This is a genomic window from Vibrio sp. E14 (assembly GCF_020515785.1).
In the GTDB taxonomy this organism is placed as follows: Bacteria; Pseudomonadota; Gammaproteobacteria; order Enterobacterales; family Vibrionaceae; genus Vibrio; species Vibrio diabolicus.
In genome coordinates this window covers 200,171-213,168 of the sequence record NZ_JAHPJI010000004.1, presented here as the reverse complement: position 1 = coordinate 213,168, position 12,998 = coordinate 200,171, and the positions used below count along the sequence as shown (strand labels likewise).

General features: G+C 37.1%; 9 protein-coding genes and 1 pseudogene. 4 read left to right on the top strand and 6 right to left on the bottom strand.

Features of this window, described 5'->3' with window-relative positions; translation table 11 throughout:
* Positions 1-2 precede the first annotated feature (2 nt).
* From LIX84_RS13120 to wecB, 6 genes are all read right to left on the bottom strand, one after another.
* Complete coding sequence (locus tag LIX84_RS13120) at positions 3-1,064, bottom strand: glycosyltransferase (protein WP_226421491.1); 1,062 nt, start codon at positions 1,062-1,064, stop codon at positions 3-5.
* Positions 1,061-2,254 (bottom strand): hypothetical protein, encoded by a 1,194-nt coding sequence (locus LIX84_RS13115; protein ID WP_226421490.1) that lies wholly within the window; start codon positions 2,252-2,254, stop codon positions 1,061-1,063. The genes LIX84_RS13120 and LIX84_RS13115 overlap by 4 nt, the downstream gene beginning before the upstream one ends.
* The gene (locus tag LIX84_RS13110; protein ID WP_226421489.1) at positions 2,251-3,366 is read right to left on the bottom strand and encodes a hypothetical protein; all 1,116 of its coding nucleotides are present in this window, start codon (positions 3,364-3,366) and stop codon (positions 2,251-2,253) included. The genes LIX84_RS13115 and LIX84_RS13110 overlap by 4 nt, the downstream gene beginning before the upstream one ends.
* A gap of 206 nt (positions 3,367-3,572) precedes the next feature.
* Positions 3,573-4,793, bottom strand: coding sequence for an oligosaccharide flippase family protein (locus LIX84_RS13105; RefSeq protein ID WP_226421488.1), 1,221 nt, complete (start codon positions 4,791-4,793; stop codon positions 3,573-3,575).
* 35 nt (positions 4,794-4,828) lie between these two features.
* Positions 4,829-6,094 (bottom strand): UDP-N-acetyl-D-mannosamine dehydrogenase, encoded by a 1,266-nt coding sequence (wecC, locus tag LIX84_RS13100; protein ID WP_226421487.1) that lies wholly within the window; start codon positions 6,092-6,094, stop codon positions 4,829-4,831.
* A gap of 21 nt (positions 6,095-6,115) precedes the next feature.
* Positions 6,116-7,240, bottom strand: coding sequence for a non-hydrolyzing UDP-N-acetylglucosamine 2-epimerase (gene wecB, locus LIX84_RS13095; protein WP_104971192.1), 1,125 nt, complete (start codon positions 7,238-7,240; stop codon positions 6,116-6,118).
* A gap of 876 nt (positions 7,241-8,116) precedes the next feature.
* On the opposite strand from wecB, the pseudogene LIX84_RS13090 reads away from it, so the two are divergent.
* From LIX84_RS13090 to LIX84_RS13075, 4 genes and pseudogenes are all read left to right on the top strand, one after another.
* A pseudogene (locus LIX84_RS13090) lies at positions 8,117-9,432 on the top strand (MBL fold metallo-hydrolase RNA specificity domain-containing protein).
* A 563-nt stretch (positions 9,433-9,995) separates the two neighbouring features.
* Positions 9,996-10,388: a hypothetical protein gene (locus LIX84_RS13085; protein ID WP_134647650.1), complete on the top strand. Its 393-nt coding sequence runs from the start codon at positions 9,996-9,998 to the stop codon at positions 10,386-10,388.
* A 12-nt stretch (positions 10,389-10,400) separates the two neighbouring features.
* Positions 10,401-12,152, top strand: coding sequence for a polysaccharide biosynthesis/export family protein (locus LIX84_RS13080; RefSeq protein ID WP_134647648.1), 1,752 nt, complete (start codon positions 10,401-10,403; stop codon positions 12,150-12,152).
* A gap of 59 nt (positions 12,153-12,211) precedes the next feature.
* Positions 12,212-12,997 (top strand): ABC transporter permease, encoded by a 786-nt coding sequence (locus LIX84_RS13075; RefSeq protein WP_226421486.1) that lies wholly within the window; start codon positions 12,212-12,214, stop codon positions 12,995-12,997.
* The last annotated feature ends 1 nt before the right edge of the window (position 12,998 follow it).

Here is a 12,998-nt window from a genome sequence, read left to right as displayed (position 1 = left end):
ACTTATCCTAATGACAAAGGACCAGACTCAAACTTGGCATGTCTATCAAGTAAAAAATCTTTAAGTCGTTCAGATGAATTTTCTATGCCCCAAACAGATTTTACTACACCAGCACCAACAGATAAATTATTATACTCTTCCTCGATCATTATCCTCTCCAAATATTTGGATAATTGATCAGCTTCTGAATATATAAACCCGTTAAACCCATGTGCCACAAGGTAACCATCTCCGGATCTCACTCCTGATGACAATATCACAGGCAATGCATTTTCGATTGCTTGTGATACCACTACTCCCCAACGGTCGCGTATAGATGGTTGTATGTAAACATCAGTATTTGAATAAAGAACATTTAACTCATCTTCATCACAGTATCCATGATATATGAGCCTGATATTATTAGGTAAGTTCTTTCCATACTCTATTAGTTTTTCTCTTAACTCTCCTTCACCAGCTAAGTGAAAGTCTATTTTTTTGGATGTGTTTATTTTTGATAGCGCCTTCAAGATCGACATATGATTTTTATTATCATTCAAACAGCCCACTGATAATAACCTAAATGATTCTGAAGATTTCCTTTCTATTACAACTCTATTTTCAAAACCACCAAACTTTCTAAAATTCCACTTCGATATGCCCAAATCTTTATAAGATTTTGAGACTCGATTTCCAACAGATAAGCAATCAACTTTACTAGAGTCAAATACGACCCTGAATAAAAACTTTAGTATTTTTGAGTTTATTCTCTTAAAAGATACTTCTTCTGTTGCGACAATAATTCGCTTTGAAAAAAGTCTAGCTATCATAAAAATAAAAGGCATGTAATTAGTTGGATAAACGATTCCAGCACATACGACTATGTCACTAAATCTAACCTTATCAATAACGTCTTTCCAACCATTCCACCCTTTACAGTCCATTCCTTCTACGCTCCAGTTTACACTTCTCCTGTAGTGAGGCTGCTCAGAAAGAAAAACATACTGAAGATCGATCCCATCTATTCTTCGAAAAACATCATAATAATGCCGATTAGGGTGAGGCAAAAAATATACAACCTTCATAATATTCCTTTTACTTTCTCAATAAAATCTTTAACTATGTTATCAATATGATACTTATTGTATTTGGTTTTAATTGAACATTCTAACGACTGATTATTTCTGAAGAAACTTTCAATATCTTCCTTATTATTTCTAACTACTATGAATCTATCAATGCAAGGAATATCATCATTTGTTATTTCGCCATCTAACAACAATATAACTGGTTTCTGTATTGGTATCAGGTCATATATTTTACCTGGAATTTGAGTTCCAGTTTTATTTAGTAGTACAATCAAGCAATCACAACTATCAATATGTAAATTAACTTCACTAGGTAAAATTCTAGGAACCAGGGATACATTTTTAATACAATTAAGTTCTTCCTTTAGAGTCGTAGGAGCACTTCCAATTAAAGTCATCTTGTGTCCCTGCGCTGTAGCACACTTCGTAAAAATAGAAATGTCTCGAATATCTGGAAAGTAGTCACCAGCATGCATAAAGTTGACTGAATTCAAATCTAGTTTCATTGTCATATCTGATTCTATTTCATCACAAAACCCTCGATGCAAGACTAATGATTTATTTTTAATTTTTGGATATAGGTTATCCTGTGCATTTTTTGTAGGAGAAGATCTAAAGTAAATAAAATCTGCACTATATAATACTTTTCTCTCTATGGCTTTATGAATATAATTAGTTTTTTTAGTTATATCTAAGTACCAAGGATCACCCCATACCTGAATTGATTTTTTGCAACCTATAAACTTTGATAGAAAAGAAAACAAATGTGACGTTTTAGGGTCAGAAAAAGATATGATCACATCATATTTATCAGCATTAACTTTTAGCCACTTAAACATTTCATAAAACCCAAAAACAAAATAGTCAGGTATAAATGACTTAAATACTTTTTTTAGTTTCGAAAGAATATTTTTCCTAGCTACATCATTAGTTGAAAAATCATTTTTATCTCTAGGATAACAGCGTTTAACAATATTGGAGTTTAAACAATATTCATTATTAAAGTTTAACTGTTGCTTTTTATCTTTATCTAGAAAAAGATAATCATCTCCTAGATCAAAACTGAGTAGTTCGATTTCAAACTCGCCTTTTGACTCTTTAATTAGAGAACTAATGAAGTTATAGTTAAAAATACCAGCTGAAGTAATACATGCATAACCATCAGGAATAAGAATAAGAATCTTCACAACAACACCTTGTATAAAAAATAAAAAACAACTATTAACATGATAGCTATGAATAATAATCCAGATGCCCTTTTCATTGTATTACGAACCAAATTATCTGTTTGATATATATATACCGTAGAAATGACCCAATATGGATAAAATATAATCATGTGTCTAATTGAAAAACTAGTGGCTGCTAAACCTATTAATAAAATTGAGAAAGTAAATATAATCAACTTTATTCCATAATTTTCTTTTTGAAATAAAACCCTCTTTATCCCAAGAAAAATGATAGGTAAAGATACACATTGTAGAAAGGTACTAAACATTAAAGTTATTTTATCAAACTCTAAGTAAAACACTGGAATAGGCGTGAGAAAATAATATAAAACTCTTAATGGCAAACCGAAATACAAAGGGAGAGAAAATATTTTTGATGATAAACCTTCAGCTAATCCCATCCTATAATTAGTATATATATCAGAGTATGATGTTAACCTATCGAAAACATCGAAATATAATACAAAGAAAAACATAGGCACTATAGAAATAAGAAGAATTAAACTTCTAAGCCAAGATAACTTTATTTTAAAGACCCAAAACATAGGACTTATAAACAACATCATCACAGCTGTCATTTGTCTAAATTCGTAAACTAAGAAAGACAAAAATGGAACAACTAAGATAGAAAAATATAACCTATAAGATAATACAAAATATATACTACAAAAAAATAAAAAACCAATTAATAAGTCTCTATATATATGTGAAGATATATACAAGACAAATGGATTAAAACCAAAGAGAATTATTATATAATATGCGTCGCGCCTATCAATATTTAAGCTGTTATTGCAAAGACGATATAACCCCTGGCAAAATAAAACAAGGATAAATAAGTTAATTAGCCTTGGCATCATAGTATGATACCCTCCAAAAGTTTCGCCAAGCCTAATAATTAAAGAAATGAAATATACATATCCAACCGAATTATGAAATTCACTTGTAACATTGCCTCTAATTAAAGAGTATTCATACCATCGATATCTATTAACAAAATCCAATGCGTATAATTCATATTCAAGATCATCACTACCACCAAGAAAGTAAGGATTGCCATACTTCGACATATATGAATTGAATAAGCAGAAAGCATATACGGATCCAACTGTATATAACGATACGTATAGAGAAACGTTTTTATCATAAGATATTATTGTAATAACAAGAAATATTAAGACAAATAATATAGCCAATGGATGTCCATAAAAGTATGATATGAAAATAGAAAAGAACGCATTGAATATTAATATTAATCCATAAAGATTGAATGACATTACTTTAAGCTTTTCCTAATTTTCGATGTTACAGAGTATATTAATAACAAACAAAATATTGCCATAGCTATGCTATACCAAAAAATAGCATACATTTCATTTTCAATTATCATTAACAGAAAATATAAAATACTGACTCCTAGTAATCCTGTCACGATTTCAAATTTCAGGTGAAACTTTTGCAGTCCATATATTGGAATTGCATCAATTATAGGCTTTGATGTTAAGTAAAAAACAAACCAAATACAAAGATATCTTGTTATTTCCCCAGATTGGGTCCATTCAGGCCCAAATATTAAAGTAAATAACATCTCGCTTAGTATTGAAAGTAAAGTAAATACACAAATTGAAATGAAAAATATTACCTTAGTTACTTTAATTAAGAAATCATAAGGTTTATCATCTTCGTTATATTTCCTCGCAAGCATTGGATAGAAAACACTACTGATAGACTTGCCCATTATAACTAGAGGAAGAATTAAAACGCTATTAGACAAAGAATAGAACCCAACAACTGAACTGCTTGACACCGCACCAAGAATTAATATTGGCGTATTCTTGAATACCGCGTTTAGAAATATCTGAGGTGCACGATATATTGGAAAATTCTTATACTCTCTAGCTATTTTATCAATCTCATTCATGTTAAATTTTCTCGTTTCATTACAAAAGTAATTAGCACAAAAGAAAAATAACAATGCTAGGCTTAAATAACTAATCAAATATGAATATATTAATGCTTCTCCGGTGCCAAAAATATAACCAAATGTAAGTTTAAAAAAAGCGGCAAGTAATGATTGAAATATCGTTAACTTAGTAACAAAGCCAAACATTTCATTTCTATTTAACCATAACACTGAAGAGTTATGAATGCTTACACAAAATACTGCAATAGGGGTGGATAGCGCTATAAAAAAGGGGAGATCTAAAAATGCCCAAGAAGCAAGGTAACCCAAAAATAATATACTACATATTGTTGATGTCATAACGTAGCAAAGAGTTAAAACCGATCTTGCTATTTTTTTTGTTCTAGCTAATGAAATAGCTAAAGGATAAGCTAAAGCAGCAATTGGACCAAGAATATTTACAACCACTAAGAAGCTTGCTAACTCCCCATATTGTTGTGGCGTATATATCCTAGTCAAAAATGGAGTTACCCCTAGCGTTATTAACTGAGCAATAACACTACCAGATAAAACTGTTAATATTTTTCTTATCATGATGAATAAATATCGAGCATTACGGAGAAACGTATTTACCAAATACCTTTAGTATCTATTACTAAACCCGACACAATGGAGCACTCTTTAAACTCTTTATGGTCAACTAATAAGACTTTTACATCAGCTTCTTTTGCTGCGATATCAAACTCTACAAGTTCAACATGTTTAAGTTTTGCAGGGATAGATTCGATATTTGGCTCCACTGCAATCACACGACCAGCATGCATTTCTGCGATCTTTTGTGTAATGGCCATTGCAGGGCTCTCACGTAAGTCATCAATATCAGGTTTAAAGGCCAAACCGTAACAAGCAACCGTCACCTCGCGGGCTGTTTTATCTGGGTTTGCTTGTAAAAACTCGGCAATTGCTAGTTTTACTTTATTAATTACCCAGTCCGGTTTGCCGTCATTCACTTTACGTGCCGTGTGGATAATTTGTGCTTCTTCTGGTGTTTTTGACACAATGAACCAAGGGTCAACCGCAATGCAGTGGCCACCTACACCAGGGCCTGGCTGAAGGATGTTTACGCGAGGGTGGCGGTTCGCCAATGCAATCAGTTCCCAAACGTTGATGTCTAACTTTTCACAAATGATTGAAAGTTCGTTTGCAAATGCGATTTGAACATCACGAGAGCTATTCTCTGTCAGTTTTGCCATTTCTGCTGTGCGCGCATTTGTTACGACACATTCACCTTGTACAAAGATACGGTACAACTCTACTGAGCGCTCAGAGCAGCGAGTAGACATACCGCCAATAACGCGATCATTTTCTACCAATTCACGAACAACGTGACCAGGCAATACACGCTCCGGGCAGTGAGCGATATTCACATCTGCTTGTTCGCCATGCGTTTGTGGGAAAATCAGATCATCACGAGCTTCAGCTAGCCAAGCGGCCATTTGCTCTGTGGCACCCACAGGTGACGTGGATTCAAGAATAACGAGGTCACCTTTTTTAAGAACTGGTGCTATGGCTTTACTTGCCGCTTCAATGTAAGACAAATCAGGCGCTGGTACTTCACCTTCTTTACATGGCAAAAATGGCGTTGGAACCGCAATTAGGAATGCATCTGCCGGCTCTGGCGTTGTGGTTGCTTTCAAGTAACCTTCAGACACTGCTGCACTTACGATCATATCGAGATCCGGCTCAACAATATGGATTTTGCCTTGGTTGATGGTATCAACCGCATGCTGGTTTACATCAACACCTATTACCTTTTTCTTACGTGATGCAAACATCGCTGCGGTTGGCAATCCGATGTAACCTAAGCCAATAACTGAAATTGTTTCAAAAGACATAATTTTTTCCTAACTAAATGATTATTTTGCTAATTCTTCTAAAATACGCTGACATGCTAGACCATCACCATAAGGGTTGTGTGCAAAGCTCATCGCTTGGTAAGCATCTTTGTCATTAAGTAGTACATCTAAACCAGTGACTATCTTATCAACGTCGGTTCCAACGAGTTTCACTGTACCCGCGGCAACGGCTTCTGGTCTTTCTGTTGTGTCACGCATAACTAATACAGGTTTGCCTAGCGAAGGGGCTTCTTCTTGAATACCACCGGAGTCGGTTAAAATGATATGCGCGCGGCTCATCAGGTAGATAAATGGTAGATATTGTTGAGGTTCAATGAGGTGCACATTATCGACGTTTGACAGAATGCGATTTACTGGTTCTCTTACATTCGGGTTTAGGTGTACTGGGTATAAGATTTGTGCTTCAGGGTGGTCTTGCGCAGTTTTAGCTAAAGCTTCACAAATGCGTTCAAAACCGCCACCAAAACTCTCGCGACGATGACCAGTGACCAAAATCAGCTTTTTGCTTTCATCAAGCATTGGGAATTGGCTTGCCAACTGTTGGTTAAGCGCACTGTCGCTATCAATTTTGTCTTTAACCATCAATAAAGCATCGATAACGGTATTACCCGTCACACAGATGTGTTCAGAGCTGATATTTTCTTGTAGCAGATTGTTTTGGGAGGTTTCTGTAGGAGCAAAGTGATACTTAGTTAGTGCTCCTGTTAGCTTTCTATTGGCTTCTTCTGGCCATGGGGAGTAAATGTTACCGGTGCGAAGACCGGCTTCTACATGACCAACAGCAATTTGCTCATAATACGCGGCCAAGCTTGCTGCAAAGGTGGTGGCCGTATCACCATGGACTAACACGACATCCGGTTGAAACTCCTGAAGTACTGGTTTTAGTTCAAGTAAGATACGGGCCGTTACATCGTTCAGTGATTGACCAGCCTTCATCAAGTTAAGATCGTAATCTGGCTTTATTTCAAATAACTCTAATACCTGATCCAGCATTTCTCGGTGTTGAGCAGTAACGCAGCACTTCGCGTCAAATCGCTCATCATTTGCAAGCGCATGAACCAAAGGAGCCATTTTTATGGCTTCTGGACGTGTACCGAATACGGTGAGAATTTTCTTTTTAGACATTGTAAATAACCTAGGCCAAAGAATAGGACGTTGATGTGAATAATCGCGAGTGATGGATACAACGCTTCTGCTTACATTAAAAAAGCATTGTTTCGGACAGCACAATAACCCCAGAGGAAAATACACAAACGAATGCGCCACAAGTGCACAAGCGATACCTTTGGGGAACAGAAATCTAGGTAGATAATTTAGGCGGGTCAGTCGTTATCACAAAAAGTAACTTTTATGAAGACTGTCGTTGATAGGTATTAGTTGATAAACCTGATGCCTAGCCATTATCTTTTCAAAACAGTATTCATTACTGTTTTGTCCTCCTCTGACGTAACAGGAGGTGTTTTAAGTGTTTGTTTGAAGTCTCTATTTTAATTATAGAGCCTTGCCAGAAATGCAACTATGTGCTTAATTGTATTTATATTTATCTGGTGACATTTTTATGTCACTTAGAGAGCTTTGTTTTGCTTTTTGGCACGCTACCGCCCTTAGGTCTGGCTCCTAAAGGCAATGCATTTGGTTTTTTATCATTTGTGCTCAAGGCAAAGGATTGTATAGCAAACAGGTTGCAACGAAAAGTACAAGAATGACAAAAAAATGACTTTTTTATGACAACTAACCAAGATATAAGGTGTCATTTTAACCAGAAAATCGTAAATTCTGCCTACCTAAAGCGCGTTTTATAATACGCATTTATTCGTTTATATTTATTACAAAATGCAAAAAGTTGCCTATGTGGAATATGCATCACAATTTAATGCAACTTACAACACCGTTTAACACTCCCCTAGCATTTTGACTCCTACTTTCGTGTTTATCTGGTCGGTTACCCTCCCTCTTCTTTCTTCGATTCATTACATTGATGCCTATGAAAAGGAGATAGCTATGAAAGTACTTCATCATGGTGGGAAGGATACGGTGACAGGCTCTTGTCACGAACTGCGATTGAGCAAGGGAGCATTTTGATCGACTGCGGGTTATTTCAAGGTAAAGATGCATTGGTAGGTCGTCATGATCGTTCGCTGGCAATAGATTTTTCTTTAACCAAGGTAAAAGCGCTGGTACTGACCCATGCTCATATTGACCATATAGGCCGATTACCATGGTTACTCGCAGCTGGTTTTAAAGGCAAAATCTACTGCACACAAGCAACTGCTGAATTGGTCCCTCTTGTGTTAGAGGCCGGATTAAAGCTACAGCTGGGTTTAGGCAAACATCAACGGCAGCATATATTAAATCTAATTAAGCAACGATTGGTGCCATGTCAGTACAATACATGGCTTCCTCTTAAGGGGTTGGCTTATATACGCTTTCAACCTGCGGGCCATATTTTAGGTTCTGCTTATTTGGAATTTAAACTCTCAAATAATGACGTAGTGGTATTTTCTGGTGATCTCGGTCCAAGTGATACGCCTTTACTCCCAGAGCCGAAACCTCCTGAAAAAGCAGACTATTTGTTTATTGAGTCGACCTATGATGATAAGCACCATGAAAGCGTGAAAAGTAGAAGTACTCGATTACTCTCTATTATCGAACATGCGCTGGAAGATGGTGGTGTGATTGTTATTCCTGCTTTTAGTGTCGGTAGGACACAAGAACTGTTATTCGATATCGAACAGCTTCTGCACCAGAAGTCTTTACATGGTACCCTACCAATTATTCTTGATTCGCCTTTAGCACGAAAAGTGACAAAGACTTATCGGCGCTTTAAAAAGCTTTGGGGTAAAGAAGCAAAAAGGCGTTTGGAGCGACATCGTCATCCTCTCGGGTTTGAACAATGTATTACGATTGAGACTCATGCTGAACATATGAGATTGGTGAATCGTCTGGCGAGCACTTCTGAACCTGCTATTGTGGTTGCTGCCTCTGGGATGTGCGAAGGTGGTCGAGTGGTGAATTACCTCAATGCGTTGTTACCAGATAGTCGTAATGATGTGCTGTTTGCTGGCTATCAAGCTGAGGGAACGCTAGGGAGAGAAATTCAAGAGGGTGCGAGTGAGGTTGATATCGAAGGAAAGAGAATTAAAGTTAAAGCTCAAATACATACGATGTCTGGCTATTCAGCTCATGCAGATCAATCCGATCTAATTCGCTTTGTAGAAGGAATTAATCCACCACCAAAAGAAGTGCATTTAATTCATGGTGAAGCGGAACCACAAAATACTCTGTATAAGATATTGCAGAACTATCCAAACAAATAACAAACGACAAATTGACAATAACATCACAATCAAAGTCGAGAATGAGTTGCAGATATAATTATTAAAGCACCCTTTATATGTGATACATGTTTACGTCAAATCGGAAAAAGAGTTTGTCATAATAAATTACATAAAAGCTAAAAAAACACCCTCCTTCAACATCTAGTTCTTAGCGCCAAACTCCAGTCGTTCAGTTATTTATATGTATTCTCTCTCCTGTCTATACTTAATGCATAATAAAACTACTTATGAAACATTCCCCTAGAAAAACCAAAAGAACGCATACCACCCTGATACTTATAAACCTTCACGCTCAACCTCCCCCAATGAGAACTTTTTTCAGTAGTACTAACTCGTTGCCCTCTTGCTGAGACTAGGAGTTTCGTAGTAACCTACTTCGCTATATTAGATAGTTGTCTTCGGCATAGGATAAAACTCCGTATGCTTGGCTACTCAACCTTGACAAGTAGCGACAACTAAACGGCTCATCCACAAAAAGATAAAACATTGGAGGCCCTGCGTGTTATGGATTACGCAAAACCGTAGGGCGGTAGCGTATCAAAATGAGATTAAAAACACCTCTTTACAAATTGATATCGATTGTATCAGTTTCTCTGCTACTCACCGCTTGTAGTAGTAAACCTAGAGAAGTGGTAGCAGGAGTTCCCTTAGTTTCTTCTTCACTTCAGGAGTTCAATGGTCAAATCATTCCAGAAAAATATTGGCCTGTTTTAGCAAATACAGATTCTACTGTCCTTCAACATCCAGAAGCTTCGATTCGTCTAGGCCCCTTCTATACATCGGCATTAGGTAACATGTGTCGAAATTTTGAGGTAGTAAACAACCACGGCAAAACGTCAAGAGTTGCATGCTTATACAAAAACCCTGAAGCCCCTAATGGCAAATGGTACATCATGAAAAACATCGTCGAAGACGCTACGTTTCTGAACCTTTAAAATCAATCAATTATGAGCAAAACAATCAAACAATGCTTAAGCGCGGTAGCTGTTTCCCTAATTTCTCTAACCGTAACATCAAATGAATTGACTAATTCACACTCTCTACAACCTTCTTTATCAGATCTTTCCGGAACCTCTCAGTCAAAGTCAATATCCCACAGTCAACCCACCCCCAATCAAGCTCTGGAAAACGGTACTTACACATCAGAAAATAGGAACAACTTACTTCTCCCCGGCGAGACTGATGTGAGACTACTGCTCCCTTCTTCTGGAGAAAACCTTCCTCCTCCATATGGAGCAAACTTGTTTGCTGGAGGTTACGAGTCAGAACGAAGTGATGGATTAAATGAAAACTACTTGATTGCACCCGGTGACAAAATCAATATTTGGCTCTGGGGAGCGGTAACATATGCAGATGTTGTAACTGTAGATAATCAAGGAAATATTTTCATTCCTGAGATTGGACCAATTAAAGTTCAAAATGTAAAAGCAAGTGAAGTCAATAATTTTGTCACTCAACAAATTAAAAAAGTATACACAAACAACGTAAGCATTTATGTAAATCTATTAACTGCAACGCCTGTAAGTATCTATTTATCCGGTCCCGTCATCAGACCAGGTCAATATGCTGGTATGGCCTCCGATAGCCTCCTTTACTTTTTAAAACGAGCTGGTGGTATCGACTCAGAACGTGGAAGCTACCGAGAAATAGAAATAAAAAGACAAGGGGAAGTTATCGCAACGGTCGACTTATACAATTTCATTAGTACGGGGACACTACCTAAAATCAGTTTCAAAGATGGTGATGTAATCCTTGTAAAACCACAAAAATCAGCAATTACAGTTTCGGGTGGTGTCAGAAACCCTTTCCGTTTTGAGTTAGAAAGTAACAAATCAACTGGTAAAAAGTTGACCGAATATTCAAGGCCTTTAGCAAAAATCAGCCATGTTGGCGTCGTCGGAAATCGGGATAGTGGTCCATTCTCACTTTATATGACATACCAAGACTTTCAGTCATTTGAGCTAAAAGATGGCGATAAAGTCATTTTCAACGATGATCTGCATGCTCAAGTTATTGATGTTCAGGTTTCAGGAAGCTATTTAGGTCCTTCCTACTTCGCAGTTCAAAAACGGACTAGGCTACATGATCTGCTAAACTACATTCCGGTCGACCCTCAATTGGCTGACACTGGTTCAATCTACATTCTACGTAAAAGTGTTGCTGAGCGCCAAAAAGAGATGATTGAAGAATCATTAAATCGACTAGAAAGAAGCGTTTTCACTTCACCTGCATCTTCTGATGGTGAAGCAGCGATCCGAGCAAAAGAGGCAGAAATGGTGCTTCAGTTCACCGAACGAGCAAGACGAGTTAAGCCTCTTGGAAAAGTCGTTATCTCAGACGGTGGTCATATTGCAAACATATTACTAGAGCAAGGCGATATTATAACCATCCCAAATAAAACTGATTTGATCCAAGTTGGTGGTGAAGTCCTTATGCCACAAGCAGTTGTATATAATCCAAAAGCCACAATTGATGATTACATTGCATGGGCAGGTGGGTTTACTGAAAGAGCTGAAGACTCGAGAATCGCGATTGTAAGAGCGAATGGACTGGTCGAGTTTGATAGCCCAAATCAGATAAAAAAAGGGGACCAAATATTAGTATTGCCAAAAGTAGACGAAAAAACTATGCAAGCGGTTAAAGATATCACTCAGATTATTTATCAAATTGCCGTAGCGGCAAACGTGGCAATTAACTAAACCCATAACGTAGGAAACGTGGGAAGCGAGACAGAAACTTCCCTAACATATACATAATTATGGCAGTAGTAAAAAAACGAAGTACTTTGACAATATGGGGAGATGTAATCTTCGCCATATTTCTACGAGAGATAAAAAGTAAATTCAACGATAAACTTGGTGTAAGCTGGTCTGTCATATCACCAGTCGCATTTATCATGATTCTTTCCCTAATGCGTGGAAAAATGGACGGTGGAGAAACACACGGTGTTCCCACTTTCTTTTTTATGGTTTACGGCATGGTACTGGTGCAAATGTTTCTTTCAACGGTTAGCGCAGTTTCTTCTTCAATAACAAGAAACAAAGCCCTATTTGCTTTCCGCCAAGTTCAACCTATCAGTTCGGTTATTGCTATCGCAGGTTTTGAGCTGCTTTCAAAAATCTTTGTCTTACTCATCATATTTATTATTGCGTATTTCCTGCATATGGACGTTCACTTAAGTGATCCCCTTTTAGCATTGAGCAATTTAATCCAAGTATGGTTGATCGCTACGTCACTAGGGTTGATATTTGCTTTAGGTCATTCATTTGTTCCTGAAGTCGAAAAGTTACGGAGCCTGGCTATGCGTCCTATGTTTTTTATTTCCGGGACTTTTTTCAGTTTACAGGACATACCCAAAAGACATTGGCACTGGCTGGACTGGAACCCAGTTCTTCATGCTGTTGAATTAGCACGCTTTTCTGCATACTCATCCTACGGAAGCATAGGCGTAAGTCAGGCTTACCTAGCAGTATGCTGCTTATTGCTCTTACTACTTTCACTTTCTCTCTATCAAATTCTTTGGAAGCAAGCGATCAGTCGCTAAG

Bases quoted from the DNA above. Each gene is read 5' to 3' on its own strand.
- LIX84_RS13120 (WP_226421491.1), bottom strand. From the start codon at position 1,064: ATGAAGGTTGTATATTTTTTGCCTCACCCTAATCGGCATTATTATGAT.
- LIX84_RS13110 (WP_226421489.1), bottom strand. From the start codon at position 3,366: ATGTCGAAGTATGGCAATCCTTACTTTCTTGGTGGTAGTGATGATCTT.
- LIX84_RS13105 (WP_226421488.1), bottom strand. From the start codon at position 4,793: ATGATAAGAAAAATATTAACAGTTTTATCTGGTAGTGTTATTGCTCAG.
- wecC (WP_226421487.1), bottom strand. From the start codon at position 6,094: ATGTCTTTTGAAACAATTTCAGTTATTGGCTTAGGTTACATCGGATTG.
- wecB (WP_104971192.1), bottom strand. From the start codon at position 7,240: ATGTCTAAAAAGAAAATTCTCACCGTATTCGGTACACGTCCAGAAGCC.
- LIX84_RS13085 (WP_134647650.1), top strand. From the start codon at position 9,996: ATGAGATTAAAAACACCTCTTTACAAATTGATATCGATTGTATCAGTT.
- LIX84_RS13080 (WP_134647648.1), top strand. From the start codon at position 10,401: ATGAGCAAAACAATCAAACAATGCTTAAGCGCGGTAGCTGTTTCCCTA.
- LIX84_RS13075 (WP_226421486.1), top strand. From the start codon at position 12,212: ATGGCAGTAGTAAAAAAACGAAGTACTTTGACAATATGGGGAGATGTA.